The 24,148-nt window shown below is 63.5% G+C and carries 16 protein-coding genes, 2 tRNA genes and 1 riboswitch; of the genes, 10 read left to right on the forward strand and 8 right to left on the reverse strand.

Translation table 11 applies throughout. From position 1 onward, the window contains the following. Positions 1-36 precede the first annotated feature (36 nt). The gene (gene rnr, locus C8C98_RS01665) at positions 37-2,400 is read right to left on the reverse strand and encodes a ribonuclease R (RefSeq protein ID WP_121452869.1); all 2,364 of its coding nucleotides are present in this window, start codon (positions 2,398-2,400) and stop codon (positions 37-39) included. 19 nt (positions 2,401-2,419) lie between these two features. Here rnr and C8C98_RS01670 point away from each other — a divergent pair. Both C8C98_RS01670 and C8C98_RS01675 read left to right on the forward strand, forming a co-directional pair. After that, a tRNA-Leu gene (locus C8C98_RS01670) sits at positions 2,420-2,504 on the forward strand. A gap of 165 nt (positions 2,505-2,669) precedes the next feature. Continuing rightward, a tRNA-Leu gene (locus C8C98_RS01675) sits at positions 2,670-2,754 on the forward strand. 203 nt (positions 2,755-2,957) lie between these two features. Here C8C98_RS01675 and C8C98_RS01680 read toward each other — a convergent pair. Both C8C98_RS01680 and C8C98_RS01685 read right to left on the reverse strand, forming a co-directional pair. Beyond that, positions 2,958-3,407: a GNAT family acetyltransferase gene (locus C8C98_RS01680; RefSeq protein ID WP_121452870.1), complete on the reverse strand. Its 450-nt coding sequence runs from the start codon at positions 3,405-3,407 to the stop codon at positions 2,958-2,960. Between the two features lie 8 nt (positions 3,408-3,415). Beyond that, positions 3,416-6,157: a DUF349 domain-containing protein gene (locus C8C98_RS01685; protein ID WP_121452871.1), complete on the reverse strand. Its 2,742-nt coding sequence runs from the start codon at positions 6,155-6,157 to the stop codon at positions 3,416-3,418. Between the two features lie 988 nt (positions 6,158-7,145). Here C8C98_RS01685 and C8C98_RS01690 point away from each other — a divergent pair. The 3 genes from C8C98_RS01690 to nrdR all read left to right on the forward strand — a co-directional run bounded on the left by C8C98_RS01690 (position 7,146) and on the right by nrdR (position 10,029). Then, positions 7,146-8,000, forward strand: coding sequence for a lytic transglycosylase domain-containing protein (locus C8C98_RS01690; RefSeq protein WP_121452872.1), 855 nt, complete (start codon positions 7,146-7,148; stop codon positions 7,998-8,000). A gap of 116 nt (positions 8,001-8,116) precedes the next feature. Continuing rightward, positions 8,117-8,268: riboswitch (ZMP/ZTP riboswitch) on the forward strand. A gap of 37 nt (positions 8,269-8,305) precedes the next feature. Continuing rightward, positions 8,306-9,550 carry a serine hydroxymethyltransferase gene (gene glyA, locus C8C98_RS01695; protein ID WP_121452873.1) on the forward strand — a complete coding sequence of 415 codons (1,245 nt, stop codon included), beginning with the start codon at positions 8,306-8,308 and terminating at the stop codon, positions 9,548-9,550. A gap of 29 nt (positions 9,551-9,579) precedes the next feature. Continuing rightward, entirely contained in the window at positions 9,580-10,029 is a 450-nt protein-coding gene (nrdR, locus tag C8C98_RS01700) for a transcriptional regulator NrdR (RefSeq protein WP_044402746.1), read from the forward strand. 284 nt (positions 10,030-10,313) lie between these two features. Here the strand turns inward: nrdR and C8C98_RS01705 are convergent, their stop codons facing one another. The 3 genes from C8C98_RS01705 to aroC all read right to left on the reverse strand — a co-directional run bounded on the left by C8C98_RS01705 (position 10,314) and on the right by aroC (position 14,530). Next, a complete protein-coding gene (locus tag C8C98_RS01705) occupies positions 10,314-12,128 on the reverse strand; it encodes a bifunctional UDP-sugar hydrolase/5'-nucleotidase (protein ID WP_121452874.1) in 1,815 nt (604 codons plus the stop codon). A gap of 15 nt (positions 12,129-12,143) precedes the next feature. Then, positions 12,144-13,346 carry an MFS transporter gene (locus tag C8C98_RS01710; RefSeq protein ID WP_121452875.1) on the reverse strand — a complete coding sequence of 401 codons (1,203 nt, stop codon included), beginning with the start codon at positions 13,344-13,346 and terminating at the stop codon, positions 12,144-12,146. An 86-nt stretch (positions 13,347-13,432) separates the two neighbouring features. Next, on the reverse strand, positions 13,433-14,530 hold the full coding sequence (gene aroC / locus C8C98_RS01715; RefSeq protein WP_121452876.1) for a chorismate synthase: 1,098 nt from the start codon (positions 14,528-14,530) through the stop codon (positions 13,433-13,435). Between the two features lie 102 nt (positions 14,531-14,632). Between aroC and C8C98_RS01720 the strand changes: the two genes are divergently transcribed. Next, the gene (locus C8C98_RS01720) at positions 14,633-16,879 is read left to right on the forward strand and encodes an EAL domain-containing protein (protein WP_121452877.1); all 2,247 of its coding nucleotides are present in this window, start codon (positions 14,633-14,635) and stop codon (positions 16,877-16,879) included. 72 nt (positions 16,880-16,951) lie between these two features. On the opposite strand, the gene C8C98_RS01725 is transcribed toward C8C98_RS01720, so the two are convergent. Then, positions 16,952-17,404, reverse strand: coding sequence for a CBS domain-containing protein (locus tag C8C98_RS01725; RefSeq protein WP_121452878.1), 453 nt, complete (start codon positions 17,402-17,404; stop codon positions 16,952-16,954). A gap of 129 nt (positions 17,405-17,533) precedes the next feature. On the opposite strand from C8C98_RS01725, the gene C8C98_RS01730 reads away from it, so the two are divergent. The 4 genes from C8C98_RS01730 (at position 17,534) to C8C98_RS01745 (ending at position 22,513) form a co-directional block, all read left to right on the forward strand. After that, the gene (locus C8C98_RS01730) at positions 17,534-18,844 is read left to right on the forward strand and encodes an O-acetylhomoserine aminocarboxypropyltransferase (RefSeq protein WP_121452879.1); all 1,311 of its coding nucleotides are present in this window, start codon (positions 17,534-17,536) and stop codon (positions 18,842-18,844) included. A gap of 3 nt (positions 18,845-18,847) precedes the next feature. Further along, positions 18,848-19,657 (forward strand): alpha/beta fold hydrolase, encoded by an 810-nt coding sequence (locus tag C8C98_RS01735; protein WP_121452880.1) that lies wholly within the window; start codon positions 18,848-18,850, stop codon positions 19,655-19,657. An 85-nt stretch (positions 19,658-19,742) separates the two neighbouring features. After that, positions 19,743-20,798 carry a DUF2157 domain-containing protein gene (locus C8C98_RS01740; protein ID WP_121452881.1) on the forward strand — a complete coding sequence of 352 codons (1,056 nt, stop codon included), beginning with the start codon at positions 19,743-19,745 and terminating at the stop codon, positions 20,796-20,798. Next, entirely contained in the window at positions 20,795-22,513 is a 1,719-nt protein-coding gene (locus tag C8C98_RS01745) for a GDYXXLXY domain-containing protein (protein ID WP_233574416.1), read from the forward strand. The genes C8C98_RS01740 and C8C98_RS01745 overlap by 4 nt, the downstream gene beginning before the upstream one ends. A gap of 254 nt (positions 22,514-22,767) precedes the next feature. On the opposite strand, the gene C8C98_RS01750 is transcribed toward C8C98_RS01745, so the two are convergent. After that, a complete protein-coding gene (locus C8C98_RS01750) occupies positions 22,768-24,018 on the reverse strand; it encodes a YihY family inner membrane protein (protein WP_121452883.1) in 1,251 nt (416 codons plus the stop codon). Between the last annotated feature and the right edge of the window lie 130 nt (positions 24,019-24,148).

The raw sequence follows: 24,148 nt of genomic DNA on the forward strand, positions 1-24,148 counted from the left end.
CACGCCACCGGGGACGCACCTCCGGTGGCACTGCGCTTAACTGCGGCGCGCCTTACGACCCTTGCCCTTGGCGGGCTTGCCACTGGCCACAGCCTGCTTGACCGAGGCCTTCAGTGACTGAATGGGGGAACGGTTTCCCCGGTCACGCGCGGACGGGGTCGCGTCCAAGGCCGATGCATCTGCCGCAGGCCTGCGACCCTTGCCAGCCGCCCCTGCGGCAGGGCCTTTGCGCTCTGCGGCAGAGCGCCCTTTTTTAGCGCCTGGTGCGGTGGCCGAATCACCGCCAACGCCTTTGTCCTTGAGTGCACGCCCGATCAACTCTTCACCCTCACGCACGAGGCGGAAGTCAATCTTGCGCCCGTCCAGGTCCACACGGCTGACCTGCACCCGCACGCGCGTGCCAATGGCGTAACGGATGCCCGTGCGCTCACCGCGCAATTCCTGGCGCGCTTCATCGAACTTGAAGTACTCGCCCCCCAGCTCTGTGATATGCACCAACCCTTCGACATACATGGCGTCCAGCGTCACAAAGATGCCGAAGCTGGTGGCCGCGCTGACCACGCCGCTGTACTCCTCGCCCAGGTGCTCGCGCATGTACTTGCACTTGAGCCAAGCTTCCACATCGCGGCTGGCCTCATCGGCGCGGCGTTCATTGGCACTGCAGTGCAGGCCCGCCGCTTCCCAGGCCTGGGTTTCACGGCTGGCAGGCTTGGTTTCTTTTCTCGGCTTGGTGCCCGGGGGTGCCACGCGCGCCGCCAGCCGCTTGGCCAGCTTGGCGTGGGCCTCACCGGGGGTGGGCAAGGCAGGCAATTTGTACTGCGTCTTGCTCAAAATGGCTTTGATGACGCGGTGCACCAGCAAGTCTGGGTAGCGGCGAATCGGGCTGGTGAAATGCGTGTAGGCCTCAAACGCCAAGCCAAAGTGCCCACTGTTGATGGGCGTGTAGATCGCCTGCTGCATGGAGCGCAGTAGCATGGTGTGGATCTGCTGCGCATCCGGGCGGTCTTTGGTCGCCTCGGCAATCGCCTGAAACTCCGAAGGCTTGGGGTTGTCGCTGATCGACATACCCACCGCCATGGCCTTGAGGTAGCCCCGCAGAATTTCTTGCTTTTCAGGGGTTGGACCCTCGTGCACACGGAACAAACCGGGTTGCCCACCCTGCGCGATGAAATCAGCACTGCAGACGTTGGCAGCCAGCATGGCTTCTTCAATCAGCTTGTGGGCATCGTTGCGCGTGCGGGGCACGATCTTCTCGATGCGTCCGTTTTCGTCGCACACGATTTGCGTTTCAGTGGTCTCAAAGTCCACGGCCCCGCGTTCACGACGCGCAACCAGCAGGGCACGGTACACATCGTGAAGGTTCAGCAAATCCTTCACCCGATCCTTGCGCTTGCTGGCCTCAGGACCACGGGTGTTGGCCAGAATCGCAGCCACTTCGGTGTAGGTGAACCGGGCGTGGCTGAACATTACTGCAGGGTAGAACTGGTAGGCATGGACCTCACCCTTGGCGGTTACCAGCATGTCGCACACCATGCACAGCCGCTCGACCTCGGGGTTCAAAGAGCACAGGCCATTGCTGAGCTTTTCGGGCAGCATGGGAATCACGCGGCGCGGAAAGTAAACGCTGGTGGCACGGTCGTACGCGTCAATGTCAATGTCACTGCCGGTTTCGACGTAGTGGCTCACATCGGCAATCGCCACCAACAGGCGCCACCCCTTACTGCGCCCCACTTTGGCAGGTTCGCAATACACGGCGTCGTCAAAGTCGCGCGCGTCTTCTCCGTCAATGGTGACCAAGGGCACATCGGTCAAATCCACCCGGCGCTTCTTGTCCAACGCCCGAACCTTGTCTGGCAGCGCCTTGGCCTGTGCCAGACAGTCCGCAGAAAACTCATGCGGAACACCGTACTTGCGCACGGCAATTTCAATCTCCATCCCTGGGTCATCGACCTCGCCCAGCACTTCGACGATGCGGCCCACAGGTTGCCCGAACAAAGCAGGGGGTTCGGTCAATTCCACCACCACCACTTGCCCTGGCTTGGCAGCACCTGTAGCGCCCTTGGGGATCAGAACATCCTGCCCGTAACGCTTGTCTTCAGGGGCCACCAGCCACACGCCGCTTTCCTGCAACAAACGGCCAATGATGGGCTGAAAGGGGCGTTCAATGATTTCAACGACCCGCCCCTCAGGGCGGCCACGGCGATCCTGACGAACAATACGCACCCGCACGCGATCCTTGTGCAGCACAGCACGCATCTCGTTAGGAGGAATGTAGATGTCGCCATCCCCATCATCGCGGATGACAAACCCATGCCCATCTCGGTGCCCCTGAATGCTGCCTTCAATTTCATCAGACAGGTGTGCAGGCGCTGCGCCGGGGGTGTTTTTTTTGATATACAATCTAAGTCTTTCCTGAAATGCCCAGGTGGCGGAATTGGTAGACGCACTAGTTTCAGGTACTAGCGAGTAACATCGTGGAGGTTCGAGTCCTCTCCTGGGCACCAAGTTTAACGACAACCGATGACGGTTTTCTAAATAAAAAAGCCACTGCCTCTGCGGTGGCTTTTTTATTGATGGCAAACGGACTGCACAAGCCATCCTTCAAAAAAATCAAGACAACTTATAAAAACAGGAAAAACCTGTTCTATAATTCAAATCTTTCCTGAAATGCCCAGGTGGCGGAATTGGTAGACGCACTAGTTTCAGGTACTAGCGAGTAACATCGTGGAGGTTCGAGTCCTCTCCTGGGCACCAAATCATTAAAAAGCCGTTGCACATGCAACGGCTTTTTTGTTTTGTACCAACCCTTTTTGGCAAAGTACCTCGCCGCAGCCCATCGGCCTTCACGCATGCCAAAGCGTCACAGACCCCGCCGAAACTCAGGAGAGAAAGAAGGATGGTTCAGGGTCGGCACTGGAGCAAGATCGCGCTGACACACCAGCGCACCCAATCCGCACTCATTGGTCAGGGATCAATCGCTTTCCAAGGCAAAAAGCCTCATCCCGCGCGTAACCCAGCGCGTCATAAAAACCAAGCACCTGCACATTGCTGGTACGCACCAGCACATTGACTTTGGGGCAGCCTAGCGCAAGAAGACGCCGCTCCACTTCCTGCATCAGCCGGCGACCCAGAGCCGCCCGCTGATGCCCCGGCGCGATAGCAAGGTAATACACCGATCCACGGTGACCGTCGTATCCCGCCATGGCAGATCCGATCAACACCTCCACACCCGCCGCGTCAGTCTGTGTGGCCACCAAAAAAAGCCCGGGCTGAAAGCTTCGCTTGCGCTCAATATCCTTGTACGGATCATTCCAGGGGCGCACCAGCCCGCATGCATGCCAAAGCGCCACCACCTCCGACTCGTCAGCCGAGTCGAAGGGACGGATGCACAGCGCAGCAGCAGGCATGGGCAGAGTTACTTGCGCAGCAATGCCTTCAGCACATTTTGCAAACGCCGTGCGCCGGCTGCATCGCTAGCACTGGCCAACACCTGGGCCGCATCAGCGCCCCAGGTTTGGTCTGGCGCTGGATCGTTGCGGCGCGTGAGCAATTGCAGTTGCAGCATGCGGCGAGCGGCGATGTGCTCTGCCGGAGTGGGCACTTCGGCGGCCATTTCCAAGCGCAACAGCGCCTGGGCCGCATCACCCTTAGGCGCTGCAGACAAAGCCTGCGTCCAGGCAGAGCGAACGGCTGGCGTGACACGCCCGCCCAGATCCTGAGCGCTGGGCACCTGCGCCGCATCGCGCTTTTCCCAGGCCGACAGCAACTGGGTCAGGGCTTCGCCATGGGCCTGTGCCGCCAACTTTTTCAGCGCTTGCTGGGCATGCTCCATGGCATCGCGCTGGGCTCGGAAAGCCGCGTCCCCCAGACGAGGGCCACGGTCTTCGCGCTCTGCACGGTCGCCAAAGCGGCCTGGACGGTCATTGCGATCGCCGAAACGCCCCTCCGTACGAAGACCACGATTGGCATCGCGGTCACCAGGGCGCGCATCGCGGCGATCACCTGGGCGTGCGCCACGACCGGGGGCGGCCGGGGCTTCTTTTTTCATACCGGGTCGATCATCACCACGCACAGCCACCACTGGACGGGCCACTGGCTTGGGCGCCGCAACAGGCGCAGGGGTCGCCACGTCCTCAGAAGTTTCTGAAGGGGTATCAACCGCTCCTTCTTTAGGAGCATCTTGCGCTGATTCAACGGGCGCTGGCGCCTGATTTGACTCATCTTTTTGCGCAGTCTCAACGGCTTGGGCGGCTTGCGCCTGCCCACGCAAAGCTGCCTCCAGGGCCTGCATGGCAGAGCGAATCTGCTGTGCGTCACCCGTGGCGTTAGCAGCCTCCAGCGCCTTGGAGGCATCCACCACCACACGGTCTCTCGCACTCAACTCAGTCACTGCGCGCTCACGGTCTGCAGACTTGCGATTGAACGCCTCATCAATCGGCTTACGGAAAGCATCCCACAGCTTTTGCTCGTGCTTGCGATCCAGAGGCACAGACTGTGCCTCGCCTTGCCAGCGCTGCTGCAGCGCCTTGACCGCATCAATGCGCAACATGGGCGCGGCGCCCAAGGCCGTAGCCTCTTCAATCATGGCATGGCGCCGGGCCAGACTTTCCTTCTGGGCTGCCTCAAACGGTGCGGCAGCGGCGGCAATGGCCTGCTTCCACAACGGCTGCAACTCGGCAAACAGCTTTTCACCGATATGACCGCTTTCGCGCCAACGGTCGCCAAACTGGTACAGCGCACGATGGATGCCCTTCCAATCGCCAGAGGCTGCATGCTCCTGAGCCCAGGCCTTGACCTCTTCGATCAAAGCCAGGCGCTGGGCCTTGTGCTCAGCAGCCTCCGCCCGGATCTTGTCCAGCCATGCTTCCACCACTTTGTGGGCTGCATTGCAGGCCTCGTCAAACTTCTTCCACAACCCGTGGTTGGGTGCGCCACCCTGGTCGGCTTGCTTCCATTGCTCACGCAACTGGCGCAGGGTTTCCTGCATCTTGCGCCCACCCAAGGCCTGCCCTTCAGGGCGATTGAGCAGCGCTTCGGCCTTGGCCACCAACTCTTCACGCACCTGATCGGCACTCCAACGCTGCCAGCCTTCCAGCTCACCGGCGGCCACCAAGGCAGCATGCACTTGCTGCTCCAACGCGGCATCCAGGTGCTTGCCATGGACCTTCAGCACGGCGCGCAAAGCGGCAGCCGCGCCCGCGCTGGCCTTGCCGTGTCCTTCGGCAGTTTCCTTTTCCAGCACGACCAGTGCTTCGCGTACGGCCTGCACCGCCTTGTCGCGCACCTCGGGGGCCACTTTGGGCTTGGCTGGACGGGCCGCCTTGGCTGCTGCGGCAGCCGCCTCAGAGGGCAGGCCCCGCGCCACACGCAACTCATCAGCCCACACAGGCACAGGCGGCAATGGGGCATTCGCATCCTCTGCTGCCGCAACCGCTTGGGCCAGCGCAGGCTGAAACGCCTCCCACACCACCAGCAGCTGGGACTTGGACGCATCCAACAGCGGAGGAAAGCGGGCTTCCACACTGGGCCAACTGGCATCGCCCGCCAGACCAAGGGCTTGCTCTTGCCAACGGGCGACATCCGCCCCCAACAATTCCAAAGCAGCCTGCGCGTCACGCCAAGATTTGGTCGATAGCACTTCAATGCGTTGTGCGAGCAATACGGCCGCTTCGCGCTGCACCTGGACACGGTGCTGCAGGTCTTCAATCACCTTGACGCGGTCGGCAATTTGCACCTTGAGCACAGACAGGGGCTCACGCGACAAAGGCGCACCTGCCTTTGCAGCATCCCGCTGCCAGGCCAAAGCGTCAGCGATATTGAGCTTGGAGGCCGCCAGCAGTGCCTGGGCTTTCTCGGCCCACTCGGCCGCGATCGCTTCTTGCCCCTTGGCCCGGCGAATCTCATCCAGACGCTCGCGCACCGCGCGGGCCGCGCCCTTGTCCCGGCCACTCAGCTCCTTGAACACCTCTTGCAGTTGCTCAGGCGCCGGCTGCGTGGTGAGCCAATCGCGGATACGCGAAGCGCGCTCACCAGAGGTCGCTGCTGAAAAAGCACCACCAGTCAGTGCGTCCAGCGGGTGCAACTCTTGGGTTTTGGCCGGGGCCGGATTCACTTCAGGGGCTTCAGACATTTTGCTGCGGGAAAAAAAAGGAAACATGGATCAATCAAAAACGAATGGGGTCTGGAGGCAAACACCCCTAGCCAGACCAACCATGGCACCGGCCTCACAGACAGGCCATGGCAAAAGAAACTATTGTCACAGACAGGCCAACCGACCTGCGTGGGGATGATGCCCGGGCATCCGCCCGATCAACATGACATGGCACAAACACCCCCTGCCCATGCACAGCAACCCTGCTGGCCAGTGACCAGGGTCTAGGGCAACCCCAGGGGCAATAGCGCCCATTATCTATATATATACAAAGGCACCGATTGACAGCCCCTGGAGCCGAGGAAAAACCAAGGGGGTACCAACAACACCAAGCGCCAGCCCACAAACAAGAAAGCCCGATGAACACGGCCATGTGGCTTGCTCACCGGGCTTGACGGCTGACACAACGGTCTTTGCCATCGCTTCGCAACGCGGAGGTTCACGTCCTCGTTGCGAGGGGGCAATGGATTGCCCCCAAGGGGTGCCATGAAAGCCTCATCTGCTGCACCTAGGCACTGAATGCGATTGGAGGGAGATTTGGCTTCGTCCGGCGATGCCTGACATTTCAGACGCCTCCACGTTAACAAACTACGCCGACCGCCTCAAACAGCAATTTCAATCACCACACATCAATTGATTGAAAAAATCTCTCAAACAACATCCTTCCCTCGACAAACAGACGCCGCAAAACACTTTCCCCACCAAAAACATGGATGAAACAACAGTGTTTTTATAATTTTTATATCTTAAAACAATTTTTGATAGTATTGACCACGAATTAAGTACCCTCCTAGAATCCGCCAGCCTTCAAAACCAAGGCTGGTAACAACCCCAACCCGCTGCCGAACCCGGCTAAGTCAGCTCTGCCAGCGTCGCAACCTGCGATCGCACCGACACAGAGTTTGATGGCGTACCAATCCAAGCGGACACCCGCAACCGCACTGCCAACAACGGCAGGCGCCCCGTGCGGAATCCGCCTCAGAAAGGAAGAGCTATGACAGCGTCAGGAAAAATAGTCTCCGGCGTACGAACCTTCGTTGCCGATGTGACCAACGGTTTTCTTGAGATCACCCACAACAGCTTCGCCCTTATCGGCTTGGCCGTTGCCTTTGTGGCCATCACTTTGACGGCCCGACCCGACCTGCGCCAAGCCGGCGAGGAGCAGCTCATGGGCTGGCTTCAGGCCCGGCAGGTCGCTGCCGTTGGCATGCCCGTTGAGCCCGAAGCCAGCGAGCGCGCTACGGCCAGCAACCCCAAAGACCTGCCCAAAGAGCAGGCTGCGGTGGCCTTCTGGCTCAGCAAAAAATACAAGGTGGCAGCAGAGCCCCTGAGCGCGCTCGTGGCGGAAGCCTACGAAATCGGCGGGCGGACCAAGCTGGATCCCACGCTCATCCTCGCCATCATGGCGATTGAGTCCAACTTCAACCCCTTCGCGCAAAGTGCGGTGGGTGCGCAGGGCCTCATGCAAGTGATGACCACGGTGCACACCGAGAAGTACCAGAACTTTGGCGGCCACTTTGCCGCGTTTGATCCCGTCTCCAACCTGCGAGTTGGCGTCAAAGTGCTGCAGGAGTGCATTGCCCGCGCAGGCTCGATCGAAGGCGGGCTGCGCTACTACGTGGGCGCAGCCAACCTGGCAGACGACGGCGGCTACACCGCCAAGGTGATGGCCGAGCACGCCCGCCTGAAGCAAGTGGCCAGCGGCCGCTCGGTGCCACTGAACGCACCAACGATGCTGTCAACCCAGGCGCCGGCGGCACCAGCCCAGGCAACCCCAGCCACCTCGCGCAACACGCCTTCCGCAGCAGAAAACGACAACAAGGTCGCGCTGCTCACGACCGGGCTCTGACAGCGCTGGTCAGCGGGCCACTAAGGCACCGCTATGTCCAGCAGCGGAGCGCATTGCTTCGCACAGCCCCACAGCAAAGTCAGGCAAATTGGCAGTCCCCCGACCTCAGCTACACTACGCGGGTACGCAACTGGCGATAGGCGCAAAGCCCTCACGGGTGTTGCCGCTGACGTGGAAACCAGCAAGAACCTGCTTCTTGTGAACCACTGGGGAGCGTGCCGCAAGGTCCAATAGACTTTGCGTTCCGCCGTTCGCCTGGGCAGCCCTTGTTTCAAGGGACACAAGTTCATAGGACTGCCAACACCATGTACGACCGCAATATTCTTGTCGAACAAACCGACCCCGAAGTCTTTGCAGCCATCCAGGCTGAAAACGCCCGCCAAGAGCACCACATCGAGCTGATCGCCAGCGAGAACTACGCCTCCCCCGCTGTGATGTGGGCGCAAGGCACCCAGCTCACCAACAAATACGCCGAAGGCTACCCAGGCAAGCGCTACTACGGTGGCTGCGAGCATGTGGACGTGGCCGAACAGCTGGCCATTGACCGCGTCAAGAAGATCTTCGGCGCCGATGCCGCCAACGTGCAGCCCCATTGCGGCGCCTCTGCCAACGAAGCCGTGTTCCTGGCCTTCCTCAAGCCCGGCGACACCATCATGGGCATGAGCCTAGCGGAAGGCGGCCACCTGACACACGGCATGCCGCTGAACATGTCTGGCAAGTGGTTCAACGTGGTCTCCTACGGCCTCGATGCCAACGAAGCCATTGACTACGACGCGATGGAAGCCAAGGCCCGCGAGCACAAGCCCAAGCTCATCGTGGCGGGTGCCTCGGCTTACAGCCTGCACATCGACTTTGCCCGCTTTGCCAAGGTCGCCAAGGAAATCGGCGCGATCTTCATGGTGGACATGGCCCACTACGCTGGCTTGATCGCCGCCGGCGTGTACCCCAACCCCGTGCCCCACGCCGACGTGGTGACATCGACCACGCACAAGAGCCTGCGCGGTCCCCGTGGCGGCATCATCTTGATGAAGGCTGAGCACGAAAAGGCCATCAACAGCGCCATTTTCCCCGGCCTGCAAGGTGGCCCGCTGATGCACGTGATCGCAGCCAAGGCCGTGGCCTTCAAGGAAGCGATGCAGCCCGAGTTCAAGACCTACCAAGAACAAGTGGCCAAAAACGCCAAGGTGGTGGCCGAGACTCTGACCGCACGCGGCCTGCGCATCGTGTCGGGCGGCACGCAAAGCCACGTGATGCTGGTCGACCTGCGCGCCAAGGGCATCACCGGCAAGGAAGCTGAAGCCGTGCTGGGCGCCGCCCACATGACCATCAACAAGAACGCGATCCCTAACGACCCTGAAAAGCCGATGGTGACCAGCGGCGTGCGCATTGGCACCCCTGCCATGACCACACGGGGTTTCAAGGAAGAAGAAGCCCGCATCACAGCGAACCTGATCGCCGACGTGCTGGACAACCCACGCGATGAAGCCAACATCGCCGCCGTGCGCGCCAAGGTCAACGCCCTGACGGCACGCTTCCCTGTCTACCGTTAAGCCGCCCGGCCGATAGTTCAAACGCGACCATGAAATGCCCCTTCTGCAGTCACCTGGAGACGCAAGTCGTTGAAACACGGGTGTCTGAAGACGGGGTGTTCATTCGCCGCCGCCGCCAGTGCGGCGCGTGCGACAAGCGCTTTACCACCTACGAACGGCCGGAAGTGAACTTCCCGGCCATCGTCAAAAAAGACGGCCGCCGCATCGAGTACGAACGCGGCAAGCTGCTCGCCTCCTTCAACCTGGCCTTGCGCAAGCGCCCGGTGAGCACAGAGCAGATCGACAGCGCCATTGAGCGCATTGAAGAAAAGCTGCTGAACCTGGGCCAGCGCGAAGTGAACTCTGGCCGCATCGGCGAGCTGGTGATGCGCGAACTCAAGAAGCTCGACAAAGTAGCCTATATCCGCTTTGCGAGTGTGTACCGGAGCTTTGAAGATATTGACGAATTCCGGGCCCTGGTCGACGAAGTGCGCAAGTAACTCACTGCACCACTGCATTGGCGACCAAGGGCAAGAACCGCCACAGACTGCACTGCAGTCATCCCATTTCTTCGGTAGCCCAGCACACAGCTACTACAAAATTAATAGCTACCAGCGCTTTAAATAAAAGCGCTAGAGACCTATTTAGCCTAAAAACTTGCAGCGCGGTTGCCGCCCGATATGCGCTGCGCCAGGCAACGATCCCACAGGCAGCGGGCTCACCCCGCAGTGGGCCGGGCCCGTAGACCTGGCAGCCACCGCGCATAGCGGAGCCCCTCAACCCATCAGCGCACCACCCGCTGAATGCGATCAGTCGCAGGAGGCACCACCGGGTTCTGCGCCCGCACATAGGCCTCCAGGGCATCCAAGTCCTGATCGCCCCCCAGGGTGTCACGCCCCTCAGAAAACACGGTGAACCCATCGCCCCCGCTGGCCAGGAAGCTGCTGATGGCCACACGCACTTGGTCGCCCTCTTGCAGCGGCTTGCCGTGCAAAGTCATGTGGCTGATGCGCGAGCCTGCAGGTTGAGTGAGGTCGTAGCGGTAGCCAAAGCCTTCTGACACCGACAGCACCCGAGGCGCATCGGGCCGGCTGGTGCCACCGCTGAACTGCTGCTCAAGCACCGCGCGAATCTGCGCGCCGGTGTAGGTTCGCACCATGATGTTGTTGCCAAAGGGCTGCACGCTGAACAATTGCCCGTAGCTCAAGCGGCCCTGGGCATCGGGCACCAGGTCGGCACGCAGGCCGCCGGGGTTCATGAACGACAGTTGAGCGCCACCTCTGTCTGGCGCACGGGTGGCTGCCAGCTGGGCATCGGCAATCAGGTTGCCCAGCGCGCTTTCCTGGGATGCAGCACGCACCCGCAGCACCGGGGCGCTGGCCCGACCCACAGGCCGCTGGGCCAGCGGCTCGGCCGCAGCGCGGTAGCGGGCCACCAGTTGGTGCACGAAGGGATCGGCAGTGAAGGCAGGCACGGCCGGGTTCAACGCCACCAGCCCCTGGCTGCCGGTAAAAGCCTCGCCTTGCACGATGTGGTTATGCGCCGTCTTGCGCACCACGCGGCGGGTGTTCAGGTCCACCTGCAAAGCCACCTCGGTCACTAACGAGCCGTACTGCCCTGCACTGGTCAGCAAAAAAGGCCGTGAAGGGTTCACCCGGCCGTAGTCGCACACATAGGCCTGATGGGTATGGCCCGACACCACCACATCCACCGCAGGGTCCAGCCGCTCCAGAATGGGCACGATGTCGCCGTTGATGCCCGAGCAGCTCTGCTCCAACACCTTGGCGTTGGTATAGCCGCCTTCATGGATGGCCACCACAATCACATCGGCGCCTTGGGCACGCAACTGGGGGATCAGCGCATTGGCGGTGCTCGCTTCGTCCTCAAAACGCAGGCCCTTGACCCCTGAGGGGCTGACCATGGTGGGCGTGGCCTTGAGGGTCATGCCGATAAAGCCCACGGTCACCGTCACCCCGCCCTGGGTAAAGCGCTTGATACCCGTGGCAGGCAGCAGCGGCTGCCCATCTTCACGCAAGGTGTTGGCAGCCAGAAAGCCAAAACGCGCGCCCTCAAAGGGCTTGCTGATCTGGCAGGGCTCGCGCACAGTGAACTTCTCGCAGCCGCCCTGCTGCAGCCGCAGCAGCTCCTGCCAGCCCCGGTCGAACTCGTGGTTGCCCACGGCAGAAAAATCGATCTGCATGTGGTTCACCGCTTCAATGGTGGGCTCGTCCAGAAACAGCGCCGACACCAATGGCGAGGCCCCCACCATGTCGCCCGCCGTGATCACGGCGTGGTGCGGGTTGCGCGACTTGAGCTGGGCGATGGCGCTGGCCAAGTAAGCAATACCGCCCGCAGGCACACGTTCGACGCCAGCGGCACCACGGATGGGCACCGCGATGTGCGGTGGCTCCAGGTTGCCATGCAGGTCATTGAAGGCGATCAGCCCGATGTCCATCGTGGCGGCGCCAGCGGCTACGGGCCCTGGCTGCCTCACCGGGCCCGCTTCAGGGCCGTGGGCACAGCCCACCAGTGCAGTCACCGCCAGCACGCAGGCCACAGCACCCGCCCAGCGTACTTTGCTCGTTTGAATCTGATTCATGTCATCTCACCCTATTCACTGCGGAAGGCGGGCTGCCAGCCGCCCCACCCTCCACGCACATACACAGGCCAGCAGGCTGCTGCCCATGGCCAGCCAGTACACCGAGGCCAAGCCCAGCGCCACGCCCACCGCGCCACCTGCCAAAGCGCCCAGCACCCCAGGCAGACCATAGGCCAGCACCGAGTACAGCGCCTGCCCCCGGCCACGCAAGCGGCCTGGGAAAAACTGCGACAGCAGCGCAATGCACGCCGTATGGTGTGCGGCAAACGTCAAGGCATGCAGCAGCTGCGCCAGGCACAACACCACCAGCCACTGCCCGCCTGCAGCCGTCATCCCCATGCGCAAAGCCATCGCGGCGGCGCACACCAGCAGCCAGCCCGTCAACGGCCAACGCGGCAGCCACCGGCTTTGGGTAAAAAACCAAACGATCTCGACCACCACCGACACCGCCCACAAAATGCCGATGGTGGACTTGGCGTAGCCCAGCGCATCCAGGTACAGCGAAAAGAAGACGTACACCGCCATGTGCGCCAGCACATGAAAAAACGCGGACGCAAAAAACCACCGCACCACCGGCTGGCGCAGCACAGGCCACACCGGCGGGTGCTGGGTGCCGGGCACGTTGGCATCGGCCGCGTCTTCTTTCAGCCCCGGCAGCAGCCAGGTGCTAACCACCACGGCCAGTAACGTGCCCAACGTCCAGTGCGGAAAATGCGCCATGCCATGCCGCTCAAACCAAGCACCAGCCGCAAACACCGTGACCAAAAAGCCCAGAGAGCCCCACAGCCGCACACGGCCATAGCGCCGCGCATCAAAGCTACCACCTTGGCTGACCAGGTGCGCCATGGCGGCTTCGCTCATGGGCATCATCGCGCTGGTGTGGGTGAACATGAGCAGCAGCACGGCTGCCAGCCACAGTACGCCAGCGTCCCACCACAAACCGAGTGACACCACCAAAGCCACCGTGGCACACAGACGCAGCCAGCGCACCCGCTCGCCCGTGTGGTCGCTGAGCATGCCCCAGCCATAGGGCGCAAACAGGCGCGTGAGGGACTGCACCGCAGTCAGCATGCTGATGGTGAACAGCGGCAAGCCCAAGCTTTTGAGCCACAGCGGAAGGTACGGGTTAAAGAACCCGATGTGCGCAAAATAGCTGGCCGACAGCGCCGCAAACGGCAGCAATGGGCGGCCCGCCCAGGCCGCACGCAACCGGTTCATACCCGCCCATCCACGCAAGCACAGCGTGCCCGCGCAGCAACGCCCATGCCATCACATTGCAAACTGCGCACAGGCCGCGCGGGTATTCAGAGAAACGAGGCTTTGATCGGTGCCACTTCGTGCACCACATCGCCGCACTGGGCGCGGTGGCGCAGGACATGGTCCATCACCACCAGCGCCAGCAGTGCTTCGGCGATGGGTGCTGCACGGATGCCCACGCACGGGTCGTGGCGGCCCTTGGTGATGACTTCGGTGGGGTTGCCGTGGATGTCGATGGAATCGCGCGGGCTGATGATGGAGCTGGTGGGCTTGATGGCAATGCTCACTTCCAGGTCTTGCCCGGTGCTGATGCCGCCCAGCACCCCGCCCGCGTTGTTGGAGAGGAAGCCATTGGGCGCCATCGAATCGCCATGCGTGGTACCCCGCTGGGCCACGCTGGCAAAGCCAGCGCCAATCTCTACCCCCTTGACGGCATTGAGCCCCATCATGACAAAGGCGATGTCGGCGTCTAGCTTTTCGTACAAGGGCTCGCCCAAACCCACCGGCACGCCGGTGGCTTGCACGCGAATGCGCGCACCGCATGAATCACCGGCCTTGCGCAGGGCGTCCATGTAATCTTCGTACCGGGCCACATCGGCCACCGGGGCAAAGAACGGGTTGCTGCGCACGTGGTCCCAGCTCTCGAAGGGAATCTCCAGCTCGCCCAGCTGCGTCATGCAGGCGCGGAATTGCGTGCCATATTGCTGCTGCAGCCACTTTTTAGCCACGGCACCAGCCGCCACGGTGGGTGCCGTCAGGCGTGCAGACGAGCGGCCACCGCCACGGGGATCGCGAATGCCGTACTTGTGCCAGTAGGAATAGTCGGCATGGCCTGGACGAAAGCTCTGGGCGATGTTGCCGTAGTCTTTGCTGCGCTGGTCGGTGTTGCGGATCAGCAGGGCAATCGGAGTGCCCGTGGTCTTTCCCTCGTACACGCCCGAGAGGATTTCCACCGCGTCGGGTTCGTTACGCTGGGTCACGTGTCGGCTGGTGCCTGGACGCCGACGGTCCAGGTCGGTCTGGATGTCAGCCTCGGTCAACGGCATGCCGGGGGGGCAACCGTCAATCACACAGCCAATGGCTGGACCATGGGATTCACCAAAATTGGTGACAGCGAAAAGGGTGCCTAGGGTATTGCCGCTCATTTGCAGATTATCCCAGAGCAAACCTGTCCCGCATGCGCACCCAGTGCTTGGCAGAGCGCCCACCAAGGGCTAGCATGGAGTACGACTCCCCCTGACAAGCGCATGCCAGCCTCCATACCGCCCCCCGGAGACCCAGCCAACGCCGCCACGCAGCCCGCGCAGGCTCCATTGCCGGAGCTAGCCAATGGCCCTTTGCGCAACGCACTGGACTGCAGCGACAACGCCATCGCCATGACCAATAGCGATCGCCAGGTCGTTTACGTCAACCACGGCTTCACGCGCCTGTTTGGTTTCAGCATGGATGACATTCGTGGCAAATATCTCAGCGACATGCTGCAGGGGCCGCACACACACCAAGGACTGACCGAAGCCATTCGCACCGGGCTGCGGCTGCACGGGCACTACCATGGCGACGCACTCATTTACAGCAGCGACGGCCAGCCCCGCTGGGTATCCATGGTGGTCAATGCGGCCGACGAAGCCGTGGGAGGGCCAGGCGGCTCTATCACGGTCTTGACCGACATCACACTCACCAAAATGCACGAAGTGCTGCAAAAGCGCGTGCTCGAGAGCATGGTCAGCGAAACCAGCCTTCCCGCGCTGATGGCCCAGGTGTGCAAAGAGGTCGAAGGCATTGCCCCTGAAGTCACGGCCTCCATCTTGGCGGTGGATGCCAATGGCCGGATACACCCACTGGCCGCCCCCGGTTTACCGCAAGACATTTGCGCAGCGCTGGATGGCCTGCCCATCGGCCCCAGTGCGGGGTCTTGCGGCACGGCCGCCTATTGGGGCATGCCGGTGGTCACCACCGACATAGCCACCGACCCACGCTGGGACAACTACCGCGCCCTCTTCCTGCCCACAGGCCTCCAAGCCTGCTGGTCCAGCCCTATCCGTGATCACCAAGGCCTTGTCATAGGTACTTTCGCCTTCTACTTCAGGGAGCCGCGCGAGCCCAACGCACTGCACCAAAGCCTGGTGCAGGTATGCCTGCACCTGTGCGCCTTGGCCATCGAGCGCGATGCTGCGCGCCAGCGCATCCACCAACTGGCCTTTTTTGATGCACTCACCGGCCTGCCCAACCGTGCCATGTTCCGCAGCAATGCCGAGCGGGCCCTGTCCCAGATGGAGCGAGACCACCAAAGCGGTGCCTTGCTGTTCGTGGACTTGGACCGGTTCAAACAGGTGAATGACACCCAAGGCCACGCAGCAGGCGATGCACTGCTGCGCGAAGTGGCACAACGCCTGGGCGAGTGCGTGCGCGCACAAGACGGTATTGGGCGCCTGTCAGGCGATGAATTTGTGCTGCTGCTGTCCAACTGCAGTAGCCAGCAAGCGGTGCAAATGGCCCAGCGCGTGTTGTCCAGCATCGCCCGCCCGGTGGACATCCAGGGCCAGGTCAACCTGCCCAGCGCCAGCATCGGTATTGCCATCTACCCAGACGACGGCACTGACATCGACACCCTGCTGCTGCACGCTGACCAGGCCATGTACCAGGCCAAAAGCGATCATCTGCACAGCCTGCAGCTCTTTAGCCTGGAGATGAACCGCCGCGCCCAAGAACGCGTCGCAATGGAAAGGGCCTTGCGCCAGGCCCTGGAACAGCGGCAACTCACCCTGCACTACCAGCCGCAGACCACAGCGGCCCCGGTACTCACCTTGCACGGCGTGGAAGCCCTTGCACGCTGGAGCCACCCCGAATGGGGAGCCATCTCGCCAGCCCAGTTCATCCCACTGGCCGAAGAAACGGGGTTGATCCACCCTCTGACGCAATGGCTGGTGGACGAGGCCTGCACGCAACTCACGGCCTGGCGCGCTGCAGGCCTGGTGGTGCCACATGTCGCACTGAACCTGTCGGGCCGCAGCTTCCACCAAAAAGGCTTTGCGCAAAGCATCAGCGCAACCCTGCTCCAGCACGGGCTCAGCGCCCAAGACCTGATGCTGGAGATTACCGAGAGTGTGGTGATGGATGGCCGCACCGTCACCCAGGAGAACATCGAGCAGCTCAGCCAGCAGGGCTTCAAGCTATCGCTGGATGACTTTGGCACGGGGTATTCCAGCCTGAGCTACCTGCACCGCCTGCCCATTGCCGAACTCAAGTTGGACAAATCGTTTGTGCAAGACCTTGAGCACGGCGAAACGGCCCGAGCGTTGATCATCTCAGTGCTCAGCATCGCCAAAAGTCTGCACATGACGGTAGTTGCCGAAGGGGTCGAAACCCAGCAGCAATGCGCTTGGCTCAAAGAGCATGGCTGTGAAGTGATGCAGGGCTATTTGCTGGGCCGCCCCATGCCAGCAGAGATGCTGGCCGAATGGATGCCTGGCGCCAACACCAGCTGTTGCGGCTGAACGCGGCGGGCAGGCTAGCCGTCGGCGTACCGGATGCGCCAGGGCAAAAGCATTTAAACAGCCCCAGACCTATCAGTCCTTGGCATCGTCCTCTGCGGGCCAGTCGCGGATGTAGGCCTTGAGCATCTGGTTTTCAAAATTCTGGCTGTCCACCACGGCCTTGGCCACGTCGTAGAAGCTGATGACGCCCATGAGCATGCGCTTGTCCATCACGGGCATGTAGCGGGCGTGGCGGTCCAGCATCATGCGGCGCACCTCGTCCATCTCGGTCTCCAGCGTGCAGGTCAGCGGCGCATCGTCCATGGCCGAGCGCACCCGCAGCGTGCCCACCGAGCCCCCATTGCGCACCACGGCCTGAATCACCTCGCGGAAGGTGAGCATGCCCACCAGGTCACCCAACTCCATCACCACCAGCGAGCCAATGTCTTTCTCGGCCATCACCTGAGCGGCGTCGGCCAGGGGCTCGTCTGGGGTCACGGTGTAGAGGGTGTTTCCTTTGACGCGAAGGATGTCGCTGACTTTCATGGGGTAAGGTCTCCGAGGGAATGCGCTCAGCGCTATAGGCTGCGTCTTAGAAGAGGTTCTTGGGGCTGATTCCAGGTAAATATAGCCCACAATTTGCGCCCATATCGACAACATCGGAGACAGAGACCTATGCCCGGATATTCAGACCCCGGCTTTGACACGCTCGCCTTGCACGCTGGCGCCGTGCCCGACCCCGCCACTGGTGCGCGTGCGGTGCCCATCCACCTGACCACCTCGTTCGTGTTCGAGTCGAGCGAACACGCCGCCTCGCTGTTCAACCTGGAGCGGCCCGGCCATGTGTACAGCCGCATCAGCAACCCCACCAACGCAGTGCTGGAGCAGCGCGTAGCGGCCCTGGAAGGCGGCGTGGGCGCCATTGCCGTGGCCAGCGGCCAGGCCGCGCTGCACCTGGCCATTGCCACGCTGATGGGCGCGGGCAGCCACATTGTGGCCAGCACGGCGCTGTACGGCGGCAGCCAGAACCTGCTGCACTACACGCTGAGCCGTTTCGGTATTGAAACCACGTTTGTGAAGCCCGGCGACATCGACGGCTGGCGCGCGGCCGTGCGGCCCAACACCAAACTGTTCTTTGGCGAGACCGTAGGCAACCCCGGCCTAGATGTGCTGGACATTCCCACCATCAGCGCGATTGCGCACGAGGCCGGGGTGCCGCTGCTGGTCGACTCGACCCTCACCTCGCCCTGGCTGATGAAGCCGCTCGAGCATGGGGCCGATCTGGTCTACCACTCGGCCACCAAGTTCCTCTCGGGCCACGGCACCGTGGTGGGCGGCATTGTGGTGGACGGCGGCAGCTTTGACTGGGATGGCCCGCGCGCGGCGGGCCGCTTTGCCGAACTCACGGCCCCCTACGCGGGCTTTCACAACATGGTGTTCACCGAAGAAAGCTCGGTGGGCGCCTTTTTGCTGCGTGCGCGGCGCGAGGGCCTGCGCGACTTTGGCGCCTGCATGAGCCCGCACACGGCCTGGCTCATTTTGCAGGGCATTGAGACCCTGCCCCTGCGCATGGAGCGCCACATGCGCAACACCGCGCGGGTGGTGGAATTTCTGGCCAGCCAGCCCTTCGTGTCGCGCGTGGGCCACCCCATGCTCGAATCGCACCCCAGCCATACGCTCGCGCAAAAGCTGTTGCCGCGCGGCGCGGGCTCGGTGTTCAGTTTTGACCTCAAGGGCAACCGCGAGCAAGGCAAGAAGTTCATAGAAACCCTCCAGGTCTTCAGCCACCTGGCCAACGTGGGCGACTGCCGCAGCCTGGTCATTCACCCCGCCAGCACCACACACTTCCGAATGAGCGACGAGGCGCTGGTGCAGGCCGGCATCACGCAGGGCACCATCCGCCTGTCCATTGGCCTGGAAGATGCCGACGACCTCATCGACGACCTGAAGCGCGCACTCAAAGCCGCCGAGAAAGCGGGGGTCTGAGCCATGTACACCACCGTCAACGGACACAGCACCTTCTGCTACACCGGCGGCAAGCCCTTCGATGCCGCCAAGCCCACCGTGGTCATGGTCCACGGCGTGCTCAACGACCACAGCGTGTGGGCCTTGCAAAGCCGCTACCTGGCACACCACGGCTTCAACGTGCTGGCGGTGGACCTGCCCGGCCACTGCAAAAGCGCGGGCGACGCGCCCGCCACGGTGGAGCAGGCGGCCGACTTCATCGTGGCGCTGCTCGATGCCCTGGGCATTTCCCGCGCTGCGCTGGTGGGCCACAGCTGGGGCTCGCTCATTGCGCTGCAGGCCGCCGCCCAGCTGGGCGAGCGCGCCACGCACCTGGCCCTGGTGGGCACAGCCTACCCGATGAAGGTCTCGCCCGCGCTGCTCGAATCGGCGCTGAACGAGCCTGAAAAAGCCCTGCACATGGTCAACGTGTTCTCGCGCTGCTCGCTGGCATCGCCCTCGGGCGCGGGGTTCTGGGTGTTTGGCGCGGGCATGGCGCTGGGGCGCAAGGTGCTGCGCAGCAACCCTGCGGTCAACGTGTTCCACCGGGGCTTTAATGCCTGCAACACCTACGCCAACGGCGAGCAGGCCATGGCGCACGTCACCTGCCCGGTGCTGTTTGCCCTGGGCGAGCAAGACCAGATGACCCCGGCCAAAGCGGCGCAAACCCTGGTGAAGGCCGCTCAAGCCGCTGGCAAAGCGGTGCAGGTCAAGCACCTGCCCAGCGGCCACAACGAAATGACCGAAGCCCCGGAGGAGACGCTGGCAGCGCTGCGCGATTTTCTGGCGCAGTAAAGTGCGCACTCACGAGGAATGCAGCGGGCCACCGCCTACCCAGCGCAGGTAGGCACTCCAAGCCCCGTTCCTCGAGGGAGAAAACATGAACCTGCGCACCGCTTGGCTGGCCCTTGTCCAGCACCACGCGCTGGACCGCCCCGCCGCGCTCCAGCTCGAATCTCTGGCCCCCTGGCACGAGCCCCCGCCCCAACTGCAGCGCCACCTGTGGCGCACCGTGGCCGTGCTGGCGGCCGCCTTGGGTGGCCTGGGCATCGTGATGTGGATTGCATCGAACTGGGACACGCTGGGCCGCCCCGCCCGCTTCGCCCTGCTGCAAGGCTTTGTGGCCGTGATGTATGCCGGGGCGCTGTGGCGTGCGGCGGCGCGGGTGCCGCTGGGCATATTGGCGCTGCTGGGCACCGGGGCACTGTTTGCCTACTTCGGGCAAACGTACCAAACCGGGGCCGACCCCTGGCAGCTGTTTGCCTGGTGGGCCGTGTTGACGCTGCCCCTGGCCGTGGCCGGGCGCAGCGATGCGCTGTGGGCCCCGTGGGTGCTGGTGGCCACCACCGGCATTGCACTGTGGGCGCAGGCCCACACCGGCCACCGCTGGCGCGTGCTGCCCCAGGACCTGGGCGTGCACCTGCTGGCGCTGTCGGCGGCGCTGGGCGTCACGGCCGCCATGCTGCCCCTGCCCGCATTGCAGCGCGTGACTGGCGCCGGGCTGTGGTCCTTGCGCACCGCAGGCGCGCTGGCCATCACCCTGGTCACCACCACGGCCCTGCCCGCGCTGTTCCACTCGCCGGTGGCGCCGCACTACGCGCTGGGCTTGCTGTTGCTGGCGGGCACTGCGGCCGTCACGGGGCAGCGCCGGTGTTTTGACCTGTTCTTGCTCAGTGCCTCCACGCTGGGGCTGAACGTGCTGCTGGTCACCGGGCTGGCTAGCTTGCTTCTGGAGGGCTCGCGCGGCGATTTGATAGGCGGGCTGCTGATGGTGGGCCTGATGGCCGCAGGTTTGCTGGCAGGCAGCGTGCAGCTGGTGATGCGCATGGCGCGCAATGCCCAGGCCCAGGCCCAGGCCCAGGCCCTGGACCCGCAGGCCCAGCCAGCCCACCACAGCGCCACTACGCACGCAGACGCCTCCAAGGACAACGCATGAGCCAGACCGCGATGCCTCATACGGACAACGCCCAGGCAGACAACGATTTGCCTGGATCGCCGCTAGAAAAAATACTGCACAGCGCCCGAGCCCTCGGCCTGTTGCCCGCCAACGCGCAGCCCCCCGCAGACCCCGGCCGCCCCTGGCCCGTGGTGCTGCTGACCCTGCTGGGCGCATGGCTGGCAGCCCTGCCCGTGCTGGCGATTTTTGCGCTGTTTGCCGGCCGCTGGCTGCTGGACGGCGCGGGCACCTACGTGGTGGGCACGCTGGCCCTGGCGGGTGCCGTGGCGCTGCTGCGCGTACAGGGGCTGGCCCTGTTTCTGGAGCAGATCGCCATCCCGGCGCTGTTCACCGGCGGGTGGCTGCTGGGCTTTGCCCTGGTGCGCGATGGGCCTCACTTGCTGGCCGCTGCCACGCTGCTGCTGATCACGCTGGCCGTGGCCGCAGCCGTGCCCCAACACTGGCTGCGCACCCTGCTGGGGGGCGCGGCTGCAGGCCTGTGGGCCTGGACAGTGGGCGCCACTTGGCACCACCTGCACCGCAGCATCGACATCACCATCCTATGGGGGGCCCTGCATGTGGCGCTGCTCACCTGGGTGGGCCTGCTGGTGCTGCAACACCGGGCGCTGGGCCAGCAAAACCGGCTGGCCGTGGCACTGGAGCCCCTGGCCTGCGGCTGGGTGGTGGCGGTGCTGTGCGGGCTGGCCCAACTGTCGGGCATGACGTTCATGCTGGCGGGCGTGCTGGGCGGCAGCGGTGGGCTGTGGGAGCCTGGCAACCACACCACGGGGTCGGGAGCCTCGTCGCTGGTATCCGTGAACCAGGTGGGCTCTGTCGCGCTGGTGCTGTCAGCAGGCTGGGTGGCGCAGCGGGCCTGGCCTGCGCTGCGCCAGCCCCAGGCGGCCGCGCTGCTGGGGGTGCTGGCCGTGCTGGGCTTTTTCATGCCCACGCTGGGGGCCGCCCTGCTGGCGCTGGCCATCACCGGCACCACGCAGCGCTGGCGCCAGGCCGCTGTGGCCGCGCTGGCTGCGGCGTGGATGGTGGGCAGCTTCTACTACCAACTGGCCTGGCCCCTGGCCACCAAGGCCATGGTGCTGGCGGGCTGCGGCGCCGTGCTGGGGCTGCTGGCCTGGACGGCACTGCGCCCCGCGTCGCGCGCGCCGCTGCCAGACCACGGCGCGGACGCGGGCTCGGCCACAGCCACCGCCGAAGCCACCGCACCGCGCATCGCCACCTGGGCCCTGGTGCTGGGCCTGGCCTGCACGCTGCTGGTGGCCAATGGGGGCATTGCGCAAAAGGAACACACCATTGCCCAGGGCCGCAAGGTGTTTGTGCCCCTGGCCCCGGTGGACCCACGCTCGCTGATGCAGGGCGACTACATGCGGCTGAACTTCCAGCTGCCTGCAGAGCGCATCACTTACGAGGAACTGGCCTGGGGCCAGCGCCCCCACGCCGTGGGCACGCTGGACGAGCGCGGCGTGGTGCAGTGGCTGCGCATCGACTTGGCCGAAGCACCGCTGCAGGCCGGGGAGATGCGCTTTGCCCTGACCCCACGCGACGGGCAGTGGACGCTGGTGACCGATGCCTGGTACTTCCGTGAGGGCGATGCGACCCGGTGGGAAGCAGCGAAGTTTGGAGAGTTTCGCGTAGAGCCCGATGGCAAGGCCCTGCTGGTGGGCTTGGCGGATGCGCAGTTGCGCGGCATTGCCCCCTGACGGAGCAAAGGGTGCAAAGAGGGCAGAGCGCGACGCGAGCGGCTGCCCCCCCGCGCAGCCATCTATTTCACACCAAACGCCTGATTAGCAACCTGCCCCAGACCGCTTACCCCAAGCCGTTCGGGCTGAGCCTGTCGAAGCCCGGGCGCCTTTTGCCGACAGCCCTTCGACAGGCTCAGGGCGAACGGTCTACCTGAGGCAAGTAGCCTTTCAGACAAAACAGCCTCCAGCGCTTATTTCACAAGCGCTAGAAGCTATTTAATTGATAGCAAATCCTGCAACCGCAGCCGCGCAAACCCAGCCGCATCCCACAGGGGGGCCAGCCGCACGGTCTGGTCCAGCAGCAGGCGTTGTACCAGCGGCTCCAGCGCGGTGCGTTCGGGGTCGGCCAGCAGCACGTAGCGCAGCTCAGGCGCGTCAGACGGGCCTGCCACCGCATCGCTCACCTGGGCAATCCAGTCCAGCGACGTCAAGGTCTCCAGCACCGGCTCCAGCTGCAACGCATCCACCCGCAGCAGCTCAGCCAATTGCGCTGCCCGCAGGCCTTTGCTGGGCAACTGCCGTGCGCGGTGCAGCTCTTGCAGCACCTCTACCGCCAGCTGAAACCCCCAGCCCGCTACCGTGCCGCGCCGCGCCACGCCTGCCAGCAGGCTGGGCAAATACGCGGTGACCACGGCCCCCAGCAGCACGATGACCCAGGCCACGTAAATCCACACCAGCAAGATCGGCAGCGTGGCAAACGCGCCGTACACCACCGAATAGGTCGGCACCTTGGCCAGGTAGGCGGCCAGCACCTTCTTGGCCAGCTCCATGCACACCGCCACAAACAAGCCGCCCACCCAGGCGTGCTGCCACTTCACCGGCGTGTTGGGCACATAGTGGTACAGCCCCGCCATGCCAGCGGCCAATATCAAGAACTGGATCGAGTCCACCAGCAGTGCCACCCCATCGGGCAGCGTGCGCACCAGCCCGCTGGATGCAGACATCACGTACGACGTCAGCGCCAGGCTGCCGCCCAGCAGCAAAGGCCCCAGCGTGATGGCCGCCCAGTAAATCAGCACCCGCTGGCCCAGCGGACGCAGCCGCCGCACACGCCAGATGTTGTTGAGCGTGCGGTCGATGGTGAGGATCAGCATGAGCGCCGTGCCCAGCAAGATGCTGAAGCCCAGGGCCCCCAGCCCGCTGGCCTTGGCTGCAAACTGGGTGAGGTAGCCCAGCACCTGGCGCGAGATGCTGTCGGGCACCAGGCTCTCGATCAGCCACTTTTGCACCACGCCCTGCAGCTTGCCAAAGATGGGAAAGGCCGTGAACACGGCCAGTGCCACCGCCAAAAACGGCACCAGCGCCAGCACGGTGGTGAAGGTGAGGCTGCTGGCCGTCAGGCCCAACTGGTCCTCGCGAAAGCGCTCGCGCAGCGTCTGCGCCGTGGTGCGCCAAGGAAATTTCGACAGATCTTCCAACAGCACCTCAATGCGCTGGGCCACTGTCTGCAAGGTCAATCGCATGGCCTATATGATCCAAAGCCCGTGATGGGCCCCAAGGGTTAAACGGGCGCCTGGCAGCTGCAGACCCATGGCCTGCAGCTGCCAGGGCAACAGCGCGCATTGTGACCGCTTGCCGCCCCCTGCCCCGCCC

Origin of the sequence: Acidovorax sp. 106 (assembly GCF_003663825.1) — a bacterium.
Taxonomy (GTDB): domain Bacteria; phylum Pseudomonadota; class Gammaproteobacteria; order Burkholderiales; family Burkholderiaceae_C; genus Acidovorax.